The 22,261-nt window shown below is 74.8% G+C and carries 21 protein-coding genes; 14 read left to right on the forward strand and 7 right to left on the reverse strand.

The window, feature by feature from the left end; genetic code table 11:
* Positions 1–43: 43 nt before the first annotated feature.
* From ABFY07_RS19895 to ABFY07_RS19915, 6 genes are all read left to right on the forward strand, one after another.
* A complete protein-coding gene (locus ABFY07_RS19895; RefSeq protein WP_346175775.1) occupies positions 44–1,783 on the forward strand; it encodes an ABC transporter permease subunit in 1,740 nt (579 codons plus the stop codon).
* Positions 1,780–3,054: an MFS transporter gene (locus ABFY07_RS19900; protein WP_346175776.1), complete on the forward strand. Its 1,275-nt coding sequence runs from the start codon at positions 1,780–1,782 to the stop codon at positions 3,052–3,054. The genes ABFY07_RS19895 and ABFY07_RS19900 overlap by 4 nt, the downstream gene beginning before the upstream one ends.
* Before the next feature lie 153 nt (positions 3,055–3,207).
* Positions 3,208–3,288, forward strand: coding sequence for a putative leader peptide (locus ABFY07_RS43180; RefSeq protein ID WP_428836965.1), 81 nt, complete (start codon positions 3,208–3,210; stop codon positions 3,286–3,288).
* 210 nt (positions 3,289–3,498) lie between these two features.
* Positions 3,499–4,062 carry an NADPH-dependent FMN reductase gene (ssuE, locus tag ABFY07_RS19905; RefSeq protein WP_346175777.1) on the forward strand — a complete coding sequence of 188 codons (564 nt, stop codon included), beginning with the start codon at positions 3,499–3,501 and terminating at the stop codon, positions 4,060–4,062.
* A 46-nt stretch (positions 4,063–4,108) separates the two neighbouring features.
* Complete coding sequence (locus ABFY07_RS19910) at positions 4,109–4,597, forward strand: nuclear transport factor 2 family protein (RefSeq protein ID WP_346175778.1); 489 nt, start codon at positions 4,109–4,111, stop codon at positions 4,595–4,597.
* Positions 4,598–4,745: 148 nt separating this feature from the next.
* A complete protein-coding gene (locus ABFY07_RS19915) occupies positions 4,746–5,150 on the forward strand; it encodes a VOC family protein (RefSeq protein ID WP_065967439.1) in 405 nt (134 codons plus the stop codon).
* A gap of 48 nt (positions 5,151–5,198) precedes the next feature.
* Here the strand turns inward: ABFY07_RS19915 and ABFY07_RS19920 are convergent, their stop codons facing one another.
* The 5 genes from ABFY07_RS19920 to ABFY07_RS19940 are packed head-to-tail and all read right to left on the reverse strand — an operon-like array spanning position 5,199 to position 10,368.
* Complete coding sequence (locus tag ABFY07_RS19920; RefSeq protein ID WP_346175779.1) at positions 5,199–5,948, reverse strand: DUF6182 family protein; 750 nt, start codon at positions 5,946–5,948, stop codon at positions 5,199–5,201.
* Positions 5,945–7,174 carry a hypothetical protein gene (locus ABFY07_RS19925; protein ID WP_346175780.1) on the reverse strand — a complete coding sequence of 410 codons (1,230 nt, stop codon included), beginning with the start codon at positions 7,172–7,174 and terminating at the stop codon, positions 5,945–5,947. Before ABFY07_RS19925 ends, ABFY07_RS19920 begins: the two co-directional genes overlap by 4 nt.
* On the reverse strand, positions 7,171–8,031 hold the full coding sequence (locus ABFY07_RS19930) for a class I SAM-dependent methyltransferase (RefSeq protein WP_346175781.1): 861 nt from the start codon (positions 8,029–8,031) through the stop codon (positions 7,171–7,173). Before ABFY07_RS19930 ends, ABFY07_RS19925 begins: the two co-directional genes overlap by 4 nt.
* Positions 8,028–9,737, reverse strand: a complete 1,710-nt coding sequence (locus ABFY07_RS19935) for a GH3 family acyl-acid amido synthetase (protein WP_346175782.1) — start codon at positions 9,735–9,737, stop codon at positions 8,028–8,030. The genes ABFY07_RS19930 and ABFY07_RS19935 overlap by 4 nt, the downstream gene beginning before the upstream one ends.
* Positions 9,724–10,368 carry a hypothetical protein gene (locus tag ABFY07_RS19940; RefSeq protein WP_346175783.1) on the reverse strand — a complete coding sequence of 215 codons (645 nt, stop codon included), beginning with the start codon at positions 10,366–10,368 and terminating at the stop codon, positions 9,724–9,726. The genes ABFY07_RS19935 and ABFY07_RS19940 overlap by 14 nt, the downstream gene beginning before the upstream one ends.
* A gap of 453 nt (positions 10,369–10,821) precedes the next feature.
* Between ABFY07_RS19940 and ABFY07_RS19945 the strand changes: the two genes are divergently transcribed.
* Positions 10,822–12,963, forward strand: coding sequence for an AfsR/SARP family transcriptional regulator (locus ABFY07_RS19945; protein ID WP_428836963.1), 2,142 nt, complete (start codon positions 10,822–10,824; stop codon positions 12,961–12,963).
* Here the strand turns inward: ABFY07_RS19945 and ABFY07_RS19950 are convergent.
* Entirely contained in the window at positions 12,938–13,855 is a 918-nt protein-coding gene (locus ABFY07_RS19950; RefSeq protein ID WP_346175784.1) for a methyltransferase domain-containing protein, read from the reverse strand. The genes ABFY07_RS19945 and ABFY07_RS19950 overlap by 26 nt on opposite strands.
* 28 nt (positions 13,856–13,883) lie before the next feature.
* On the opposite strand from ABFY07_RS19950, the gene pdxR reads away from it, so the two are divergent.
* The 7 genes from pdxR to ABFY07_RS19985 all read left to right on the forward strand — a co-directional run bounded on the left by pdxR (position 13,884) and on the right by ABFY07_RS19985 (position 20,952).
* Positions 13,884–15,437: a MocR-like pyridoxine biosynthesis transcription factor PdxR gene (gene pdxR, locus ABFY07_RS19955; protein ID WP_346175785.1), complete on the forward strand. Its 1,554-nt coding sequence runs from the start codon at positions 13,884–13,886 to the stop codon at positions 15,435–15,437.
* Between the two features lie 46 nt (positions 15,438–15,483).
* Positions 15,484–16,605 carry a CapA family protein gene (locus ABFY07_RS19960; RefSeq protein ID WP_346175786.1) on the forward strand — a complete coding sequence of 374 codons (1,122 nt, stop codon included), beginning with the start codon at positions 15,484–15,486 and terminating at the stop codon, positions 16,603–16,605.
* Between the two features lie 115 nt (positions 16,606–16,720).
* Positions 16,721–17,515 carry a DUF2127 domain-containing protein gene (locus ABFY07_RS19965; protein WP_065967433.1) on the forward strand — a complete coding sequence of 265 codons (795 nt, stop codon included), beginning with the start codon at positions 16,721–16,723 and terminating at the stop codon, positions 17,513–17,515.
* A gap of 109 nt (positions 17,516–17,624) precedes the next feature.
* A complete protein-coding gene (gene opcA, locus ABFY07_RS19970) occupies positions 17,625–18,569 on the forward strand; it encodes a glucose-6-phosphate dehydrogenase assembly protein OpcA (protein ID WP_346175787.1) in 945 nt (314 codons plus the stop codon).
* Between the two features lie 133 nt (positions 18,570–18,702).
* A complete protein-coding gene (locus ABFY07_RS19975; protein WP_346175788.1) occupies positions 18,703–19,800 on the forward strand; it encodes an LLM class flavin-dependent oxidoreductase in 1,098 nt (365 codons plus the stop codon).
* Positions 19,797–20,465, forward strand: a complete 669-nt coding sequence (locus ABFY07_RS19980; RefSeq protein ID WP_346175789.1) for an FMN reductase — start codon at positions 19,797–19,799, stop codon at positions 20,463–20,465. The genes ABFY07_RS19975 and ABFY07_RS19980 overlap by 4 nt, the downstream gene beginning before the upstream one ends.
* A 64-nt stretch (positions 20,466–20,529) precedes the next feature.
* The gene (locus ABFY07_RS19985; protein ID WP_346175790.1) at positions 20,530–20,952 is read left to right on the forward strand and encodes a tetratricopeptide repeat protein; all 423 of its coding nucleotides are present in this window, start codon (positions 20,530–20,532) and stop codon (positions 20,950–20,952) included.
* Positions 20,953–21,028: 76 nt separating this feature from the next.
* Here ABFY07_RS19985 and ABFY07_RS19990 read toward each other — a convergent pair whose 3' ends face one another.
* A complete protein-coding gene (locus ABFY07_RS19990; RefSeq protein WP_346175791.1) occupies positions 21,029–22,177 on the reverse strand; it encodes a CapA family protein in 1,149 nt (382 codons plus the stop codon).
* Positions 22,178–22,261: the final 84 nt, after the last annotated feature.

The raw sequence follows: 22,261 nt of genomic DNA on the forward strand, positions 1-22,261 counted from the left end.
CGCCGTACGCCGCGGCGCCCCCGGCGCGCTGTGGCGCCTCGCCGTGGCCGCGGCCCTGCTGTGCGGCATCGGCCTGCTGCCGTGGCTCTCCCGCACCGACCCCGCCCGCACCGTGCTGGAGGCCCGCTCGGCCGAACGCGACCCCGCCCCCGACGTGCTGGCCGCCGTACGCGACGAACTCGGTCTCGACGCCGGCCCCGCGCGTCTGCTCGGGCAGTGGCTCGGCGGGCTGGTGCGCGGCGACGCCGGCCACTCCTGGGTCTCCGGCGGCGCCGTGCTGCCCGGTGTGGCCACCGCCCTCGGCGCCTCGCTGCTGCTCATGGCCGCGGCGCTGACCGTGGCCGTGGCCACCGCCGCCGCGGTGTGCGCCCGCACCCTCGCCCTGGGGGCGCGGCGCGGACTCGCCGGGCGGCGCACCGGCGGCGCGGCGGCGATGCTCGCCGCGCTGCCCGAGTTCCTGACCGCCTCCCTGCTGGCCACCGTGGTCGGGGTGCAGCTCGGCTGGCTGCCCGCGCTCGGCTGGTACGGGCCGCGCTGGCTCGTCCTGCCCGCGCTGGCCATCGGCCTGCCCACCGGGGCGCTCCTCGGCCGGATGCTCGACGACGCGCTGCCCGGCGCCTTCGCCGAACCCTGGGCGCGGGCCGCCACCGCCCGGGGCGTCCCGGGCCGGCGCGTCGCCCGCCACGCGCTGCGCCGCTGCCTCCCCGGACTGCTGCCCAACCTCGGGCTGTTCGTGGTCGGCCTCACCGGCGGCGCGGTCGCCGTGGAGCAGATCTTCGACATCCCCGGGCTCGGTCGGCTCACCCTTCAGGCCGCGCTCGCCCAGGACCTTCCCGTCCTCCAGACCGGCACGCTCGCCCTGGTGGCGCTCGCCGCCGCCGTGGGCGCCCTGGCCCGGCTCGCGGGCCGCGCCCTGCTCGGACCCGCGCTGCGCGACGGCGCGCTGGCCTCCCTGCACCGGGACACCGCACCGGGCCGCGGCGGGCTTCCGCTGCTCTACGGAGCGCTGCTGCTCGCCGTCATCGGGCTCGGCCTGGCCCGCGACCCCCTGGCCGTGGACACCGCCGCCCGGCTCGAGGCCCCCTCCTGGGCGCACCCGTTCGGCACCGACGCGCTGGGCCGCGACCTCCTCGCCCGGATCGGCCACGGCGCCCTCACCACCCTGGCCCTCGCGCTCGCGGTCAGCGCCGCGGCGCTGCTGGCCGGGGTGGTGCTCGGCCTGGTGCCACGGGTCTCCGCGGCCCTCGTCGACACCGCCAACGCCGTTCCCGCGGTGCTCGCCGGACTGCTCGTCACCGGCGTCACCGGCGGCGGCCCCGCCACGCCCGCCCTCGCCGTGGCCGCGGTCGCCTGGGCCCCGCTGGCCGCCCACACCTCGGCCCTGCTGCGGCAGGAACGCGCCACCACCCACCTCACCGCCACCCGCGCGCTCGGCGCCGGACGGGCCCATGTGCTGCGGCGCGTCCTGCTGCCCGCCGTGCTGCCCCCGGTGGCCCGGCACGCGCTGCTGCGGCTGCCCTCGGTGGCGCTCGCCCTCGCCTCCCTCGGCTTCCTCGGCCTCGGCGCCCAGCCGCCGTCCCCCGAGTGGGGACTGCTGCTGGCCGAGAACCACCCGTACGCCGAGCGCGCCCCCTGGGCGGTCCTGGCCCCCGCCGCGATGCTCGCCGTCCTCGGGGCGCTGGCGGTGACCGCGGCCGGCGGGGTGCGCCGGCCCCGGCCCGGCCGCGCCCGGCGCGGCGACGGGGCGCCCGCCACCCCGGGGGTACGCGAGGAGGGCGGATGACCGGGACCCCCGCCCGGGCGGCCCCCTCGGCCGGGGCACGGGCCCGGTGGCGGCGCGGTGGGACACCGTCCCTGCCGCCACTGCCGCCCCTGCTGCGGCTGCTGATCGGGACCCAGCTCGCCTTCAACATCGGCTTCTTCGCCGTCCTGCCCTTCCTCGCCGAACACCTCGGCACGGCCGTCGGCATGGCCGGCTGGCTGGTCGGACTGGTGCTCGGCCTGCGCACCTTCAGCCAGCAGGGGCTGTTCGTGGTCGGCGGCGCCCTGGCCGACCGGTACGGGGTCCGGCCGGTGGTGCTGGCCGGCTGCGCGCTGCGGATCGCGGGCTTCGCGTGGCTCGGCTGGGCGGAGAGCACCTGGGCGGTCATCGGCGCGGTGCTGCTGATCGGCTTCGCGGCCGCGCTGTTCTCGCCCGCCGTGGAGTCCGAGGTGGCCCGCCAGGCGGTGTGCTGGGAGGAGGGCGGTGGCGGGCCCCGCACCCGCGTCCTGGCGCTGTTCACCGTCGCCGGGCAGGCCGGCGCGTTCGTCGGACCGCTGCTGGGCGCCCTCCTGCTGGCCGTGGACTTCCGCACCGTATGCCTGGCCGGGGCGGCGGTCTTCGTCCTCGTCCTGGCCGGCCATCTGCGGCTGCTGCCCCAGCACATCCCCGGCCGGGCGGCAGCCCCGGCCCCCGGCGGGGCCCGCGCCCTGCTGCGCGACCGGCGCTTCCTCGCGCTGTGCCTCGCGTACGGCGTCTACCTGCTCGCGTACAACCAGCTCTACCTCGCGCTGCCGCTGGAAGTCGAGCGCGCGGCGGGCTCACAGGCCCCGCTGGCCTGGCTGTTCGCCCTCTCCTCGGCGCTCGTGGTGACCGCCCAACTGCCCGTCACCCGCTGGGCGACCGCCCGGCTGGACCTGCGCCGCTCCATGGCGGCCGGGCTGCTGCTCATCTCCGCCGGCTTCGCCGCCGTGGCCGCCACCCGCCCCGCCGCCTGGACGGGCGGCGCCGCACTGCTGCCCTCGGCGGGCCTGGTCGTGCTGCTCACCCTCGGCCAGATGCTGCTCGCCCCGGCCGCCCGGGCCTGGGTGCCCGACCTCGCCGGCGAGGGCAGGCTCGGGCTCTACACCGGCGCGCTGTCCTCCGTCTCCGGCCTGGTCGTGCTGGCCGGCAGCGCGCTGACCGGCTCGCTGCTCGAGGCGGGCCTGCCGGCCGCGGTGCCCTGGCTGGTGCTCACCGCGCTCCCGGCGGCGGCGGTCGCCCTGCTGCCGCGCCACGGGCCGGTCCGTCCTTGACACAATGCCCCCCGTCTCCGTCGGCGGACGGGCCGTGAGCTGATCGACGAGGGGGTGGCGCGCTGATGCCGCGCCACCCGACCGCGTCCGCGATGCGGAATGCCGCTCGGGCCTCCTTGACCCGATGTAGACGCCACTGATTTGATCGAGCACATGAAGCGACAGGACCTCACGCGGCGGCGCCACGTCGATCTCCTGCGTGTCTCCAGCGCGTTCTGTCGCCGCCGGGTCTGAGCGGGCCCGCCCGCACCCTCCCCGCGTCCCCGCCGCGCCGCCCCTGACGAACTCCGGCCGCGCGGCCCGACACGGCGTTCTCCCCGCCGCGACCTCGCCGTCGCGGCTCCCGTCGTTCGCCCCGACGCCCCGTCACTCCGCTCGCGAGCACGCCCTGCCCGGCCGATCGGCCGGACCGCCGCATCGCACCGCCTTCCCGAAGGGTCCGCCATGGCCACTGTCCTGTCCGTCTCCGGAAGTCCCTCCGCCACCTCCCGCACCGCCCGGCTGCTGCGCCACCTGGACGCCCGGCTGGAGCGGCACGGACACGAGGTGATACCGCTGGACGTCCGCACGCTCCCGGCCGCCGCGCTGCTCGGCGCCGACTTCGCGCACCCGGCCATCGCCGAGGCCGCCGCCCTGTTCGCGCGGGCCGACGGCGTCGTCATCGGCACACCCATCTACAAGGCGGCCTACTCCGGCCTGCTGAAGTCCCTGCTCGACCTGCTCCCGCAGTACGCCCTCGAAGGCAAGACCGTACTGCCGCTGGCCACCGGCGGCACCCTCGCCCACGTCCTGGCCATCGACTACGCGCTGCGGCCGGTGCTGGGCTCCATGGGCGCCGGACACATCCTCCAGGGCTGGTTCACCCTCGACAAGGACCTCGAGGTCGGCCCGGACGGCGCGCTGACCATCGCCCCCGGCTCCGCCGAGGCCCTCGGCCAGGCCGTGGACCGGTTCTCGCTCGCCCTGGGCCCGGGCCCGGCGGTTGCGCGAGAACCATCGTTCTCGTAGAGTTCCCGACGGGGAGAACGATGGTTCTCGCCTGTGAGGAGCTGATATGTCCCAGGACCCGACGGCCCAGGAGCCGCGTCCCCCGTTCCCGCCTTTCACCCGGGAGACCGCCACCCGGAAGGTCCGCGCGGCCGAGGACGGCTGGAACTCCCGCGACCCCGAAAAGGTCGCCCTCGCCTACACGGTGGACTCCCGCTGGAGGAATCGCGCGGAGTTCGTCAACGGCCGCGAGGAGATCGTCGCCTTTCTGACCCGAAAGTGGCGCAGAGAACTGGACTATCGGCTGATCAAGGAGCTGTGGTCGTTCGACGGCGACCGGATCGCCGTGCGCTTCGCCTACGAGTGCCACGACGACTCGGGCAACTGGTACCGGTCGTACGGCAACGAGAACTGGGAGTTCGACGAGAACGGGCTGATGAAGCGCCGCTACGCCTGCATCAACGACCTCCCGATCAAGGAGTCCGAGCGCAGGTTCCGCTGGCCGCTGGGCCGCCGCCCGGACGACCACCCGGGGCTCAGCGACCTCGGTCTGTGAGGGGCCGGGCCCGTGCGGTGTCCGCCTGGCCCCCGCTCGACGTGGCGGGTGGCCGTCGACTAAGTTCATGAGCACGGCATCGCGTGTCGGTCACCGGCTGGGTGAGGCATGGAGGTGCCCGGGACATGCCTTATGGAGGCATTCCGCCATGTCAGTCGAGTTGAACCACACCATCGTGCACTCCCGGGACAACCGGGAATCCGCCGAGTTCCTGGCGAACATCCTGGATCTCGAGGTCGGCGCCGAATGGGGCCCGTTCATCCCCGTGGCCACCAGCAATGGAGTCACCCTGGACTTCGCCACGATCCCGGCCGAGTCCATCGTCATGCAGCACTACGCCTTCCTCGTCTCCGACGAGGAGTTCGACGCGGCCTTCGGGCGCATCAAGCAGGCGGGAATCACGTACTACGCCGATCCGCACGGGAAGCAGCCGGGCGAGATCAACCATCACCACGGCGGGCGCGGCCTGTACTTCATGGATCCGGCCGGCCACGGGATGGAGATCATCACCCGCCCCTACGGCAGCCATGAGCAGGGGACGCCGGAGTCCTGAGGCGGTGACCGGCCGAGGCGCGCGCCTCGGCCGGTGGCGCTCCACCCCCTAAGCCCCCGCTCCCACGCTCTCCCCGGTCAGACAGGCGTACGCCCGCAGCCGGCCCGGGTGTTCCGGCTCCGCGCCGACCCGCAGCGCCGCGTACGGCCCGGGCAGCCCGATCAGGCGCGGCACCTGACGGACCGTCAGGGTGTCCCCGGGGGCGAGCAGTCCGTCCAGGACCGCCTCGACGAGCAGGTGGTTGAGGTGGACCAGGGTGTCCGCGACGGTGATTCCGGCCGTGGCCACATACAGCTTGCGCCGCACGGGTGGCCGGTGGCGCGGGCCGATGGCCTCCGGGATCCGGACGGGGGTGTCGGGGCGGGGTGGCAGACCTCGGGAGCCGTCGAACAGCCTGAGCAGTCTGCGCAGCCCCGCCGAGGCGGCCGCCGGGGCCGGCCCCGCCCACGCGGCGGAGCCGTCCTCGGCGATGTGGTCGAACCGGAACCGGTCGCCGAGGTTGTCCGGGTTCCCGGCCAGGAAGATCGTCCGGGAGAAGGAGCGCCGCCACGCCGCCAGCCGCTCCGGCGCCATTCCGATGGCGAACTCGCAGGTGGCGCGGGTCCACGCGGCGAGTTCGAAGCGGCGCACCACGGACACGGCGAGCAGCCCCTCCGCGTCGGCGGACTCCTGGATCCGGGCGTGCGCCTCCGCCAGGGCGGCGGCGGTGGACAGGTCGAGACCGGCGGCCAGATCGGGCCGGGCGACCTGGACGCGCCGCGCCGCCTCGGCCCGCAGCAGGTCTTGGGAGAGCTTCACAGGAACACCGCCGGCAGCAACTCGTGGAGCGGGGCCGGGCGGCGCCTGGCCAGCAGCCCGGAGGTCAGTCGGTACGGGTCGACGGCATGGGCGTGGGGGGCGCGCTGCCGCGCCAGGAAACCGGTCAGGTCCCCACCGGGCGGATCCGCCGGGCCGCCGTGTCCGCTCAGCATCCGCTCGGCGCGGATCACGCACTGGCGCAGCAGGTCCGGGCGGAACGACTGCTGGTCGCCCGGCCCGAGCGTGGCGATGAAGTACAGCCGCGTCCCGAGCCGCAGCGCCGCGTCGTCGTGGTCGGCGCCCAGGGCCTCCAGCAGCGCGCCCGCCGAGTGGCCGCGCCAGTCGCCGTGGCGCGCGGAGCGGATCCGACCGTCGATCGGCACCCGCCCCACCGGCACCCGCCGCACCACCGGGCCGAGCGCCGACAGCACGCGCTGCAGCAGCTGGTAGTCGGGGCCCAGCTCCGGGTCGTGGAGCAGCACCACCTCGTCGTAGCCGGGGACGAGGGGGATCAGCTCGCGCAGCGCACAGGCCAGGTAGTTGGGCCGGCCGCGCGCCGTGGCGATCTGCCGCAGGGGCAGCCCGTACCGGGTGGCGTCGAGGTAGACCGGCCCCCCGTACTCGCGCATGTCCAGACACAGCCCCAGCGGCCCGAGGCGGTCCAGCACCTCGTCGAGGGCCATGCCGGGCGGCTGGTGCCCGACCAGGCCGGGGTCGTGCAGCCCCAGCCGCGCGTACTGCGCCGACCACAGCTCCAGGACCCGGGCGCCGGCCGGGTGCACCCAGCCGTGGTGCTCGATCGCGTCCAGGTAGGGCCCCAGCGCGGACACCGGGGTCGGGCGGCCGGCGGCGCGGTAGCCGACGTACAGCTCGCCGATCTCCTCCTCGGTCAGCCCGGAGTAGTCGGTGTCACCGAGCGTGTGGTCCAGATACTCCCAGAAGCCGAGGGTCTGGTCGGTGGGGTGGTAGGTGGTCGGGCTGTAGCGGTAGGTCACCTCGGCGAGCCGCGCGGTGGCGCGGTACATCACATCGACCCACAGCAGGCCCTTGAGGTGGCTGGGGGTCAGCGGCTTGCAGGGGGTGACGGTGACCGGGGCGAGCAGAACCCGGGGCCGGCCCTGCCGGGGCGCGGCCGGTGAGCCGGGGACACCGGGGAGCGCGGTCGGGGCGTGCGAGGGCGCGGGGCCGCCGCCGAGCAGCGGTATCGGTTCCGCCGTGCCGGTCATGCCGACCGGCCCCCGTGGACCAGGAACACCCTCTCGGCGCCCTCGGCCGACCTCGGCGGCACCGGGTCCCGCCACCTGCCGTAGTGGGCCGACGGCTCCCCGGGCTGCACCGCCTCCACGGTGAAACCGTGCCGCTCGAACAGCGCCTCGGGCTCGTCCGTGCCGAACACCCACGGACAGCCCCAGCGGGCGAACACCTCCAGCAGCCCCCGCACCCCGGGGGCGGTCAGCGCCACCTCGTTGACCAGGTCCGCGGCGATGCGGCTGCCGGGCGCCGTCAGCGCGGCCACCCGCTCCAGCAGCCCGTGCACCTCGGCCTCGGAGAAGTAGTACAGCAGCCCTTCGAACAGCCACACCGACGGCAGCCCGGGGTCGTAGCCCGCCTCCCGCAGGGCGTCCTCCAGGCCCGGGGCGAGCAGGTCGGCGGGGACCGGGCGGCGGTCGGTGGCCGGCCGCTCGGCGGCCAGCAGCTTGTCCTTGACCTCCAGGACCGCCGGCCGGTCGATCTCGAAGAAGCGGACGTGGTCCGGCCAGGCGAGCCGGTAGGCCCGCGCGTCCATCCCCGCCGGGGCCAGCACGATCTGCGTCACCGACCCGTCGGCGGCGGCGCGTTGCAGCCAGTCGTCGAAGAACCGGGTGCGGATGGGGTTGAAGTCGAAGGTGCTGGGCACCGTGCGCGGGGCGCCGCCCTCCGGGAAGGTCGCCGATGTGATCTCGGCCAGCAGCCCGGGGCCCGCCTCGCCGACGAGCAGCCCGGCGTACGGATCGTCGTAGAGCCGGTCCTCCCTGCGGCTCTCCCCGGCCCTGAGCGCGGCGGTCAGCAGACAGGTCCGCTCGATGGCGTCCAGTTGCGTCATGATCGGTCTCCTTGCCGGGCGGCGGCGGTCAGCTGCCGCCAGTTCTCGGGGTCCTGTCGGAAAAGCCGGTCCTTGACCTGGGGCGGGCGCACTCCGCGGGCGACGGTGTCCTGCCACTCCCGTAAGTACGCGTCGGGGTCGAGCAGGAGCAGCGCCACCGGGCCCAGCCGTCCCGCGTCCCGGGCCGCCCGGTAGCCCGCCGACTCCCGGGCGAGCCCGGTGTCCAGCGCGGCGGTGATCCGCCGTGTCTCGTCCGCGCTCCACACCGACTCGCCGGCGAGCGCGAACACATACCGGGGCGCCCCGCCCTCCGGGGTCTCCACATGGCAGGCCGCGTTGCGCGCGGCGAGGCCGACGGCGCCCAGCGCCGACCGCAGCGCCCGGACGACCTGGGCGTCGCGCAGCCGCTCCCCGGCCGCGTCGGACACGTTCCGGCGGCCGGCGTACGACAGCCGCGGCACCCCGTCCACCGTGTCGACCACGCGGACCACGTCCCCGCCCGCGTACCGGTAGAGCCCGCCGACATGGCTGTGGATCACGTGGTACTCCCGGCCCGCTTCCAGTTCGTCGGGCCCGAGCGTCGCCACGTCGGGGCCCAGCTCCCGGTCGGCGTCCACGAACTCGTACACCGAGGCCGTGACGACCAGGCTGCCCGCCGTCGGATGGCGGTCCAGGGCCACGCCCACCGGGCCCTCGGAGGCCGCCACGGGTGCCGGCAGGGCCGTCACCGCCGGGCCGAACTCCTCGCGGAGCCGGGGGAGGTAGAGCGAGGCGAGGCCGGTGGTCCAGCAGAACAGCAGCCTCATGTTCGGCCAGACGTGGGCGGGGCGTACGGTCCCGAAGTACGCGGCGAGCCGCTCCAGTTCGGCGGCGCGCTCCCGGTTGGGCGCGCGGTACGGATGGCCCCCGAGCGTGCCGTCGCGGACGTCCTTGACGATGCGCGGCCACCACTGCCGCAGCTGGTACGGCAGCGCGGCCACCATCGCCGGGTTGATCCCGATGACGCAGCGGACATCGCTCTCCACGGCCATGCGCAGCCGCAGGTACATCTTCTCCAGGTAGTCGTCGGCCGCCACCGGCACCGGCAGGGTGGCCCAGGGCGCGGCGGTGCCCGGCTCGGCCGACAGGTGCTCGCCGAACATCTTCCCGAAGTCGACCTGGCTGGCGCCCACATGGGGGCGCCCGGAGGCCGTGGTCGGGTGGGCGGCCACCGGGTCGTGCTTGAGGTTGAGCACGGCGTCCGGACGGGTGAGGACGTCCGGGAAGTGCTCGGCCATCGGGGCCCACGCGGCGTAGTAGAAGGGGAAGAAGGTGGTGCGCATGAAGCGCGGGGTGACCGGGATCTTCTTGTGCGCTCCCGTGCTGCCGCTGCTGGTGAAGAACACCGCGGGCTGGTCGGCGGTCAGCACGTTCGGCTCGCCCTCGGCCATCCGCTCGATCCACGGCGACAGCGCCGCGTAGTCCTGGACCGGAACCGCCGCGCGGAGGTCGTCCAGGGTGCGCAGGCGGCCGAAGTCATGGGCCTTCCCGTAGGCGGTCCCCGCGTTGAAGGCCAGCAGGTCGGCGAGGACTCCCCGCTGCCGGGCGGCCGGGTCCGCGAACGCCTCCCGCAGCCGGTCCCGCTCCAGGAACACCCGCGCCCGGTAGCGGTCGAGACGTTCCTCGCCGGCCGGGGGCCCGTCGGTCGTGGTCTCAGCGGTCTTCATCCGACAACACCTCTCGTATGGCCCGCGCGGTCTCGACGACATCGCCCCGCGCCCGGATCACGGTGACCGGCAGATGGCTGACCTCGTCCAGCATCAGGCGCCGTAACCGGGTCTGGAACGCGGCGAAACCCGCCCGGTCGGGGCGCTCGCCGTAGTACTCGAGCCGGTTGGTGGCCGCGCCGTTGCCCGACCGCCGCCAGGCCGCGGCGGGCGAGACATCCAGGAACACCACGCGCCGCGGCTGCGGGAAGGAGCGCCACCATGTGAACATCGGGTTGTCGCGCAGCCCGGCGAGCCTGCACTTGGCCAGGATCTTGTAGTAATAGGAATCAACCAGCGTGGGTACGGCCTTGTCGCCCTCCTCGATCCGGTCGCGCAGATGCACCACCGCCGTCTGCAGCAGACTGGCGGTGAATTCCGGGGAGTAGTCCCGCCCCAGGGACGGGAGCACATCCACGGCCAGGTCCCTGCGCAACCTGCCGATCAGCGCGTGAGCGGGCTCGAGGAAACCCTCGTCCGTGGAAATCAGCCGCCAGGACGGGGACGCCCTGGCGAACTCCGACATCACCGAAGACTTTCCGGCGTAGTCCGGCCCCAGAAGAACGGAAAAGCCGGCATGGGTCGTGCGCACGATCGGCACTCCTCACGTAGTTCAGGCGCTCACCACCGCGGTCGGCCGCGTGGCGGCCCGTCGGTCGGCTGCCGGGGTGCCGTCCCGGCTGGGTGGATGAAGTCAACATCGCCGCGATAGGCATCCGGTCAGGAGGCGTTGGGAGTCCGCGCGGACCGGGGCGGCGGGACGGCGCGAAACGGAGCGGCGGCTGGCGGATCGGCACTGACGTCGTACGACTCGCCGCGCGCACGGGCCCGCCGCGCGCGGGTCGGTGTCCATATCCTGGTCCGGCACGCGGCACGGCCGCACCGAGGACCGGAAGAACGGACTTTCTCCCGGACTTTCCCCGTCGGCCTCCCGGGTTCCCCGCCCCGCCTCCCGGCTCTCCCGCCGCGGAAACACCGCGGCGCGCCGACCCCGCCGACTACAGTGATCCACGAGCGTCGGGGGACAGGGCTCGGAGGCGGGGGAATGCGGGGGACGGCGTTTTCGCGTGCGTGCGAGGAGCGGCGGTGGACGCGGCCGGCGGTCTTCCTCGCCGTCTACGCGGCGGTGGCCGCGCGGCTCGGAGAGCCCCAGGAGCTGACCGCCCGGCAGTTCCACCGGTGGCGGCAGCCCGGACCGCCCTGCCCCCAGCCCGCCGCCCAGCGGGTCCTGGAGGAGATGTTCGACACGCCACTCCACCACCTCGGCTTCGACGTGCCCGCACACCGCCGGAGGGACACCGTGGCCGTCCGGGCGGCCACGGCCGAAGCGCCGCGGGCCGCCTTGCGGTTCACGGTCCTGGGGCCGGTGCGGGTACGGCGCGGCGAGGAGGAACTGGCCGCGGGGCGGCCGCAGGAGCGCGCCCTGCTGTGTGCCCTCCTGCTGCGCCGCGGCCGCACGGCCACCGCCCAGGAGCTGGTGGACGCGGTGTGGGGCGGCAAACCGCCGCGGAGCGCGCTGCCGACCCTGCGCACCTACGCCTTCCGGCTGCGCAGGACACTGGGGCCGGGCGTGCTCGTCTCCGACTCCGGCGGCTACGCGCTCCACACGCCGGCCGACGCGCTGGACCTGATGGTGTGCGAGAGCTACGAGGCGCAGGCCAGGAGCGCCAGGGCCGCGGGCGATCCGCCGCGCGCCCGGAGCCTGCTCCACCAGGCGCTGGCCCTGTGGCGCGGCGAACCCCTCGGCGGTGTCCCCGGACCCTACGCGCAGGCACAGCGCGCCCGCCTCGCCGAGTGGCGGCTCACGCTCCTACAGGCCCGGCTGGAACTCGACCTGGACCTAGGACACCACACCGAGGCCCTCGCCGAGCTCACCGCGCTGTCCGTCGAACACCCGCTGTGGGAGCGGCTGCGCGCCCTGCAGATGCTCGCGCTGTACCGCGGCGGCCGACAGGCCGAGGCGCTGCGGGTGTACACCGACATCCGCCACCTGCTCGCCGAAGAGCTGGGCGTGGACCCCGGACCCGAACTGACCGAGCTCTACCGGAACGTCCTGTGCGCCTCCCCGGCCCTCGCCCCCGCCCCGCCACCGCGGCGGCCGCCCGCCGAGGCCGCAGGGCCCTACCACGCGCCGCGCCCGGCCCAACTCCCCTCCGAGCCGGCCGACTTCACCGGCCGCGACACCCTCGTGCGGCGTCTGACCGGGCGACTGGCCGGCGCCCCCGACCCGGTGCCGCCCGTCCTCGCCCTGCGCGGGCCCGGCGGCGTGGGCAAGACCGCGCTGGCGTTACGGGCCGCCCACGCGGTCCGCGGCCACTTCCCCGACGGACAGCTGTACGCCGACCTGCTCGGCCAGGACCCCGCCCCCGCCGATCCGGCGGCCGTCCTCGGCGCGTTCCTGCGCGCCCTGGGCATCCCGGCCCCCGCCGTCCCCGACGGCACACCGGAGCGGGCCGCGCTCTACCGCTCCACCCTGGCCGGCCGCCGGGTGCTGATCGTGCTCGACAACGCCCGCGCCGGAGCCCAGGTCCGGCCCCTGCTGCCCGGCGCCCCCGGCTGCGCCGTCCTGGTCACCAGCCGCGCCCGGCTCGCCGACCTCTGCGGGGCCCACGCGGTGGACCTCGACGTGATGAGCCCGGGGGAGGCCCTCGCCCTGTTCGCCCGCGTCATCGGCGAGGAGCGCGCCGCGGCGGAACCGGAGGCCTGCCGGGGGGTCGTGGCCGCCTGCGGGTTCCTCCCGCTGGCCGTCCGTATCGCCGCCGCCCGCCTGGCCGCCCGCCCCGCCTGGACCGTCGCCGCCCTGGCCGCCCTGCTGGCCGACGAGCGCGGCAGGCTGGACGAGTTGCGGATCGGCGACCTCGCCGTCGCGTCCTGCTTCGCGCCCGCCTACGGGCGGCTGGCACCGGAGCAGGCGCGCGCCTTCCGGCTGCTGGCCCTCGCGCACGGCCCCGAGCTGTCCGCGACCACGGCCGCCGCGCTGCTCGGCCGCGACCGGCGCGACCCGTCCGTCGGAGCCCTCCTCGAATCCCTCGTCGACAGCGGCCTCCTGGAGTCGCCCGCCCCCGGCCGCTACCGCTACCACGAGCTGCTCCGGCTCTACGCACGCCACCGCGCCGACGTCGAGGATCAGCCCTTCACCGCCACCGCGCCGACGTCGAGGATCAGCCCTTCACCGCCACCGCTTTGAAGAACGTGTAGTGAAACGTCCCGCCGTCCTCCGCCGTCCGGCGCAGATCGGCCATGCCCCGGTCCCAGTCGGCCGGGGTGACCGGCCCGGCGGCCAGCGCGTCGGCGCGGACGGACTCGATCATGGCGATGAAGGTGTCCCGGGTGAAGCCCTCCACGAGCGCCGGGCGGGTGCGGTCGGCGTAGACGGTCCGCGGGCCGACGACGATGTCGCCGTACCCCGCCCCGGCCAGCAGCGGCTGCAGCTGACGGCCGATCAGCGCGTTGCCGCCCGCCGCCGACTGCAGCCGCACCTGGCCGGCGATCGCCGCGTCGGCGTACGCGCTGGCGGGGTGGAAGAACGCCGACCCGTGGTCCCCCTCGATCACGGTGATCGTGCCCCCGGGCCGCAGCACCCGCCGCAGCCCGGCCAGCGCCAGGCCCGGGTCGCCCAGATGCTCCAGGAGGAAGCAGACGAAGACGTGGTCGAACGACCCCTCCGCGAACGGCAGGTCGAACACGTCGGCCCGGCGCCACTCCACCCGGGCCCCGGGCGCCTGGGCCGTCACGCGGGCCCGGGCCCGGTCCAGGGAGTCGGCGGAGATGTCCGCCGCGACGATGTGCGCCCCGGGGCTGGACGCGAGCAGATGCACGGTCTGCGCGCCGACCCCGCATCCCATCTCCAGCACCCTGCTGCCCGCCGGGTACGCGGTGCCGGTGTGCAGCAGCGCCGCCAGCGTGTCCGCCTGGTCGCCCAGACGGCGGGCCTCGTGCCGCGAGTAGCCATGGACGTAACCGGGCGCCGTGGCCGGGTCCACGGCCGTGTCGCTGCCCGTGTCGCTCCCCGTGTCCATGCCCGTGCCTGTGCCCGTGCCCGTTCCTGTGTTCGTGTTCAGGTTCGTGTTCGTGTGCATGTGATCACCGTGTCGCGATAATGGCCCGGTGAACAGGTCCAATCAGAGCCTCTCCGACCGGTCCATAACCCCCGCCCCCGCCACCCCCGGCCCTGCCACCCCCGGCCCTGCCGCCTCCGGCTCCGACTTCCTCCAGCTGGACATCGCCCAGGCCCCGCCGGGCGGCCTCGCCGACTGGCTCGCCCGGAAGCTTCGGGCCGCGATCGCGGACGGCCGGCTGCCGGTCGGCAGCAGGCTGCCGGCCACCCGAGTGCTGGCCGGGGAGCTGCGGGTGTCCCGTGGTGTGGTGACCGAGGCCTACCGGCGGCTGACCGAGGACGGGCATGTCGCCGGGCGCGGGCGGGGCGGGACCGTCGTGGTCGCCGCTCCGGTGTCCGCGCCCACGCCGCCGGCACCGCCCGCGTGGCAGCCGCCCCCGCCCGGGGGACACCCACCGGCCGGCGCGCCGTTCGCCGGCCCGCCCGGCGCGGACGTCTTCGACACGCTGCGCGCGGCACCCGCCAGGATCGACCTGTCGCCCGGCCTGCCCGACCTGGCCTCGTTCCCGCGCGCCGCCTGGCTGCGCGCCGAACGCTCCGTACTCGGCGCCCTCTCGGTGTCCGGCCTCGGATACGGGGACCCCCGCGGCACTCCCGCGCTGCGGCGGGCCGTCGCCGACTGGCTGGCCCGCAACCGCGGGATCAGGGCGGACCCGGCAGACATCCTCGTCGTCGCCGGTACCGCCCAGGCCCTCACCCTCACCGGCCGGGTGCTACGGGCCGACGGGATCCACCGGGTGGCCGTGGAGGACCCCGGCTCGCTGGGCGCCCGCCAGCACCTGCGCCACTGCGGGCTGGACACCCCGCCGGTCCCGGTCGACACCGACGGCGTGCGCGTCGACGAGCTGCGCGCCACGGGCGCCCCCGCCGTCCTGCTCACCCCGGCCCACCAGTTCCCGACCGGGGTGGTGCTCGGCGGTGAGCGGCGACGGGAGCTGATGCGGTGGGCCCGGGCGGGCGGGCTGATCATCGAGGACGACTACGACGCCGAGCACCGTTACGACCGGCCACCCGTCCCCGCCCTGCGCTCGATGCTGCCCGAACACGTCTGTTACGCCGGGAGCGTGTCCAAGCTCCTCGCCCCCGCCCTCAGGGTCGGCTGGATGCTCGCGCCACCGGCGTACCGGGACGCGCTGGTGGCCGCCAAGCGGTTCACCGACCTCGGCAACGCGGCGCTGCCCCAGCTGGTGCTGGCCCACCTGATGGAGTCGGGGGAGCTGGAACGCCATCTGCGCCAGGTGCGCCGCCGCCACCGCCGCCGCCGGGACGCGATGATCCGCGCCATCCGGGCCCACCTGCCGGGCGCGGTGACCCATGGCGCCGCGGCCGGCCTGCACCTGACGGTCACCTTCGACGGCGATTTCGCCGACGCCGGCCTCGCCCGCGCCGCGCTCGCGCAGGGCGTGAAGACACAACCCCTGTCATGGCACTCCCAGCGCCCGGGCCGGCCGGGGCTCGTCCTGGGCTACGCCGCGAGCACGCCGACCGACATCGCCGAAGGCATCGCGCTCGTCGGCGAGGCCCTGCGGCGCCTCGGCCCCTGACACGCATGCCACCTGGCCGGGCGTCGGCCCGCACTAGCGTGGAGATGTGCACGGCGACACGACGACGCTGTTCCTCTGCGGCGATGTGATGCTCGGCCGTGGCGTGGACCAGATCCTCCCGCACCCGGGGGATCCCGAGCTGCGTGAGTCGTACATCCGGGACTCCCGGGCCTACGTCGAGCTGACCGAGGAGGCACACGGCCGGGTGCCGCGCCCGGCCGACTTCTCCTGGCCGTGGGGGGACGCGCTGCGGGTGCTGGAGGAGACCGCGCCCGACGCCCGGGTGGTGAACCTGGAGACCAGCGTCACGCGGAGCGACGAGTTCGCGCCTGGGAAGAGCGTGCACTACCGGATGAGCCCGGCCAACCTGCCGGCCCTGGCCGTGGCCCGGCCCGATGTCTGCGTCCTGGCCAACAACCACGTGCTGGACTTCGGCCGGCCGGGGCTCGCGGAAACGCTCGACACCCTGGCCGGGGCGGGGCTGCGGGTCGCGGGCGCGGGGCGGGACGCGGAGGCGGCGGGGCGGCCCGCGGCTGTGCCGGTCCGCGGCGGCCGGCGCGTGCTGGTCCTCTCCTGCGGCACCGCGTCCAGCGGCATCCCGCGGGGGTGGGCGGCGGCCGGACACCGGGCCGGCGTCGACTTCCTCCCCGAGCTGTCCGAGTCCCGCGCGGCCCGGGTCGCCCGCCGGCTCCGGCAGCTGAAGCGGCCGGGCGACCTCGCCGTCGTCTCGATCCACTGGGGTGGCAACTGGGGATACCGCGTCTCCGGCGACCAGATCCGCTTCGCCCACGCGCTGATCGACGGTGGCGTGGACGTGGTGCACGGCCACTCCTCCCACCACCCCCGCCCCCTGGAGGTCTACCGCGGCAAGCTCGTCCTCTACGGCTGCGGCGACTTCATCGACGACTACGAGGGCATCACCGGCTACGAGGAGTACCGGGACGATCTGCGGCTGCTCTACTTCGTCGCGCTGGCCCCGGACACCGGGCGGCTCGCCGGCCTCCGGATGGTGCCCATGCGGGCCCGGCGGATGCGGCTGCGGTACGCCACCGCCGGGGACGCCCGCTGGCTGCGGACGGCGCTCGACCGGGTCAGCGCCCCCTTCGGCTCCCGCGTCGACCTCGACCGGGACGGCGCGCTCGGGGTCGGCCGCACCCCGGCGCGGTGAACCCGGGGAGAGCGTCTACGATCGCGCACATGCCCGACATGTCGGCCATCGCGGCGCCGACCACAACGGCGCCGACCACCACGGCGCCGGCCATCACGGGAACGGAGCGCTGAGCGTGAAGATCGACTGGAACCGGCGCACCTGCGCCCGGCGCGGCCACATCACCTACGCGCCCGCGGAGGACCGGCTGCGGGAGCGGCTGCACGCCGCGACCGCCCTGGGCGACGCGTGGCGCTGCCTGCGCTGCGGCGACTTCGCCCTCGGCGCGCCGCACGGCTCCGGGCCCGCGGCCGACGCCCCGCTCGTCCCGCGCGGAAAGGCCCTGCGGGACCTGATCGTCATGCGGTTCATCGCCGCCGAGCGGGTGGTGCGCGGTCTCTTCGTGCTGCTGGCGGCCGTCGCCGTGTGGCGGTTCAGCAACAGCAGGGCCGCCGTGCGCAAGCTCTTCGAGGCGGACCTCACCGTCTTCCGGCCGGTCGCCCGCCACTTCCACTACGACCTCGACCACTCGCCGGTGGTCGACAGCATCCGCAAGACCTTCGAGTACCGGCACTCCACCCTGCAGATCGTGGCCGTGGCGCTGGCCGCCTACGCGATCATCGAGCTGGTCGAGGGCGTGGGGCTGTGGCTGCTCAAGCGGTGGGCCGAGTACCTGGCGGTGGTGGCCACCGCCGCGTTCCTGCCGCTGGAGATCTACGAGCTGACCGAGAAGGTCAGCTGGCTGAAGATCGCCACCTTGGTGGTCAACATCCTGGCCGTCCTCTACATCCTGCTCTCCAAGCGGCTCTTCGGGCTGCGCGGCGGACGCGCGGCGTTCGAGGCCGAGCGGCACAGCGCCTCGCTGCTGGAGGTGGAGGCCGCGGCCGGGGAGCCTGCCCTCGACGGCGGGCGCGACGGGGGCGGCCGGTGAGCCGGAGCCGGCGGCATTGATCGTTCGCTCCGGCCGGGCGGGGGAGTGACGATACGCTCGGGCCGCGGACGAAACGCTCGAACGAGAACGGCAGGAGCTGGCGCCGGCCATGAAGACCGACCTGACCAACACCACCTCGAGCAAGGTCAACGCGGCCCTGGTGCAGGCCCGCAGGGCGATCGGCAGTCCGGCGGTCGGCATGGTGCTGACCCTGGTCATCGTCACCGACGAGGCCAACCACTACGACGCCCTCAAGGCCGCCGCCGACGCCTCGCGGGAACACCCCTCCCGGATCCTCGTGGTGATCAAGCGCCCCGGCCGCTCCCCGCGCGAGCGCGGGGACTCCCGGCTGGACGCCGAGGTGCGCGTCGGCGGCGCCGAGGGCAGCGGCGAGACCGTGCTGCTGCGGCTGCGCGGTGAGCTGGCCCAGCACGCCGAGGCGGTGGTGCTGCCGCTGCTGCTGCCGGACGCCCCGGTGGTGGTGTGGTGGCCGGTGGACGCCCCGGACCACCCGGCCAGGGATCCGCTGGGCGCGCTGGCGCAGCGGCGGATCACCGACGCGTACGCCGTCGAGCGCCCGCTGCGGGAGCTGGCGGCCCGAGCCGCCTCGTACGCCCCCGGCGACACCGATCTGGCCTGGACCCGGCTCACCCCGTGGCGGTCGATGCTGGCGGCCGCGCTGGACCAGGCGCGTACCGAGGTCACCTCGGCGGTGGTGGAGAGCGAGGCGGACAATCCGAGCGCCGAGCTGCTGGCCCGCTGGTTCGCCGACCGGCTGAGGGTGCCCGTGGAGCAGGTCGTCTCCGCCGGCCCGGTGGTGACCGCGGTGCGGCTGCGCACCGCCGCGGGGGACATCCACATCGACCGCCCCGACGGCCCGGTGGCCACGCTGTCGATCCCCGGCCAGCCCACCCGCACCCTGGCGCTGAGGGTGCGGAGCACCGCCGAGCTGATCGCCGAGGAGCTGCGCCGGCTCGACCCCGACGAGGCGTACGCCGCCGCCCTGCGCGCCCACGTCACCGCCCCGGCGGTCGGCCACGGACAGCCCGGCTGACCCGCCCCGGCAGCGACGACTCCGATCCGAAGCGACGCCCTTCCCTCCACCGCGGGTGGGGGGAATAGGGGCGACAGGTGCCGCGTTCCCGGGATATAGTTGAACGGTAAACATCCTGAGGAGGGTGAGACCGGTGCAGTTCGGGATCTTCACGGTCGGAGATGTCACCACGGATCCGACCACGGGCCGGGAGCCGACCGAGCACGAGCGGATCAAGGCGATGGTCACCATCGCCCAGAAGGCGGAAGAGGTGGGTCTCGACGTCTTCGCGACCGGTGAGCACCACAACCGGCCGTTCGTGCCGTCGTCGCCGACCACCATGCTGGGCTGGATCGCGGCCCGTACCGAGCGGCTGGTCCTGTCCACCTCCACGACGCTGATCACCACCAACGACCCGGTGAAGATCGCCGAGGACTACGCGATGCTCCAGCACCTGGCCGACGGCCGGGTGGACCTGATGATGGGCCGCGGCAACACGGGCCCGGTCTACCCCTGGTTCGGGCAGGACATCCGCCAGGGCATCCCGCTCGCGATCGAGAACTACGCGTTGCTGCGCCGGCTGTGGCGTGAGGACGTCGTCGACTGGGAGGGCAGGTTCCGCACCCCGCTGCAGGGCTTCACCTCCACGCCGCGACCGCTGGACGGCGTGCCCCCGCTCGTCTGGCACGGCTCCATACGCTCGCCGGAGATCGCGGAGCAGGCCGCCTACTACGGTGACGGGTTCTTCGCGAACAACATCTTCTGGCCCAAGCACCACTTCCGGAAGCTGGTGAACCTCTATCGGGAGCGGTACGCGCACTACGGGCACGGCACGCCGGAGCAGGCCATCGTCGGCCTCGGCGGGCAGGTGTTCATGCGGCGCAACTCGCAGGACGCGGTACGGGAGTTCCGCCCGTACTTCGACAACGCGCCCGTCTACGGCCACGGCCCCTCCCTGGAGGAGTTCACGGCCGAGACGCCGCTGACCGTCGGCAGCCCGCAGGAGGTCATCGAGAAGACGCTGACCTTCCGGGACACCTTCGGCGACTACCAGCGCCAGCTGTTCCTCGTCGACCACGCGGGCCTGCCGCTGAAGACGGTGCTGGAACAGCTCGACCTGCTCGGCGAGGTCGTCGCGGTGCTCCGCGAGGAGTTCGCCAAGAACCGCCCGGCCGATGTGCCGGACGCCCCCACCCATGCGTCCCTGGTGGCCCAGCGCGACGCGAAGGCCCTCGAGGAGGTGGCCCAGTGAACACCGCCGTACGACACGTCCCCGGGCAGCCCGGCGCCCCCCGCCCGGTCAGGCTGGCCGTCGTCGCGGCCGGGCTGAGCGTGCCCTCGTCCACCCGTCTGCTGGCCGACCGGCTGGCGGAGGCCACCCGGGGGCGGCTGGCGGCGGACGGGCACGAGGTCGAGGTGCGGGTCGTCGAGCTGCGCGACCTGGCCGGCGACATCGCGAACAACCTGGTCACCGGCTTCCCGTCGGCCGCCCTGGAGGAGGCCGTCGAGACGGTCACCGGCGCGGACGGGCTGATCGCCGTCACCCCGGTCTTCTCGGCCTCCTACAGCGGGCTGTTCAAGTCGTTCTTCGACCTGATCGACAACACCGCCCTGACCGGCAAGCCGGTGCTCGCCGCCGCGACGGGCGGCACGGCGCGGCACTCGCTCGCGCTGGAGCACGCCCTGCGGCCGCTGTTCGCCTACCTGCGGGCGATCGTGGTGCCCACCGCCGTGTACGCGGCGTCCGAGGACTGGGGCGGCACCGGCGACGCCCTCACCGACACCCTGCCCACCCGCATCGACCGCGCGGCGGGCGAGCTGGCGGAGCTGATCGGCGGCCGCCGGGGCGCTCCCGCCCCCGAGGCCGAGGCCGTCGTGCCGTTCGAGCGGCAACTGGCGGCCCTGCGCCCCGAATGACCTGACCCCGCTGACCTGACCCCGCTTCCCTACCACCCCAGGGTCATCCCAGGGAGGACCTCCCATGATCGACAACTTCAACAGCTTCCGGCCCGACGGTGAGCCCACCGCCGACCGCTGGGTCACCGCCCTGAGCCTGTTCGACGACCAGGACCGCGAGGAGACCACGGCGGAGCGCTGGGAGCGGGCCGGGCTGTACTTCGAGGCCAAGCAGTACGCCGAGGCCGCCCGGCTGCTCGTCGAGGTCGTCGAGGAGGCCCCCGAGCAGACCGCCCCCCGGCTGCTGCTGGCCCGCGCCTACTACCACTCCGCGCAGCTCGGGCGTGCCGAGGAGCAGCTGCGCGAGGTGATCGCGCGGGACCCGGTCGAGCACTACGCCCACCTGATGCTGGGCCGCACCCTGCAGCGGCAGGGGCGCGCCGAGGAGGCGGAGCCGTGGCTGCGCATGGCCGCGGCCTTCTCCGGGGAGCTCCCCGAGGTGGACTGAGGGCCCCGCCCGGCAGTGCGCCGATGGTGACGGTGCGCGGGCGGGCGGAGCCGGTGGGCCGCTGACGCGGTGGGCGTCAGCGGCCCATGGTGAGCCCGTCCCGCGCCGCGCCCCGGCTGAGGACGGCGCGGCGGATGGCGTCCAGGGCGGTGGTGTGGCCGCCGGCCCGCGGCAGGTTCACCACTCTGATCGGGTCGTTGTCCACGGCGTGGGGGATGAACTCCGCCTTCTTCACGGTCCACGGCTTGTCCGTGGTGGCGGGCGGGGCGAAGGTGAAGCGGGCGGCCGAGCCCATCTGGCCGCGCGGGTCGTTCATGACGCCCGCGACCTGGTCGCCCATGCCGTAGACCACCCAGGTGCCGTTGACCTTCTCGTACGCCTGGGGGATGTGGGCGTGGGTGCCGAGGATGAGGTCGATGTCGCGGCGCCCGCCGTCGGTGGAGGCGGTGAGCTTCTTGGCGACCGAGAGCTGGAGCTGGTCGGGCGCCTCCTGCCACTCGGTCCCCCAGTGCAGGCTGACCACCACCACGTCGGCTCCGGCCCGGCGCGCGGCGCGGGCGTCCTTGATGATCCGCTCCGGGTCGATGAGGTTGACCAGCCATGGCTGTCCCTTGGGCACCGGGATGCCGTTGGTGCCGTAGCTGTAGGCGAGCTGGGCGACCGTGGCGTCACCGGCCTTCATCAGGGTCGGCATGGCGCGCTCCTCGGCGGAGCGGGCCGATCCGGCGTGTCTGAGCCCGGCCCGGTCCATCGCGTCCAGGGTGCGGGTCACCCCTTCCGCGCCCGCGTCCAGCGTGTGGTTGGAGGCGGTGGAGCAGGAGTCGTAGCCGAGCTCCTTGGCGGCCTCCGCCACCTCCGGGGGGCTCTTGAACGTCGGGTAGCCGGTGAACGGCCCGCCCGCGGCGCCGTAGACCGTCTCCATGTGGCAGATCGCCAGATCGGCCTGGGAGATCACGGGCTTCGCCCCGGCGAGCATGGGACCGAAGTTGTAGCCGTTGCCGCCCGCGTCCGCGCGTGCCTGACGGATGACCGAGTCGTGGATCAGCAGGTCGCCGGTGGCCACCAGGGTGAACCCCTTGGTGGGCCCGGGCTTGGCCGCGGGCGCGGTCCGGGAGGCCTTCTCCCCGGACTGGGGGCTGGAGGGTATGCCGGCGGTGCACGCGGTGGCCGCGCCGAACAGCGCGGCGACCACGAGCGCGGTCCGTTGACGGGTCTGGAGAGACAACAGGGTTCACCTCGCGCTCATATGGGCTAAACAGGTGGATAGTCGTATTTATGTGCGCGAGGGGATGCTCCGGCACGGGCACGG

The sequence above is a fragment of the Streptomyces sparsogenes subsp. cuspidosporus genome, assembly GCF_039532705.1.
GTDB classification, from domain to species: domain Bacteria; phylum Actinomycetota; class Actinomycetes; order Streptomycetales; family Streptomycetaceae; genus Streptomyces; species Streptomyces sparsogenes.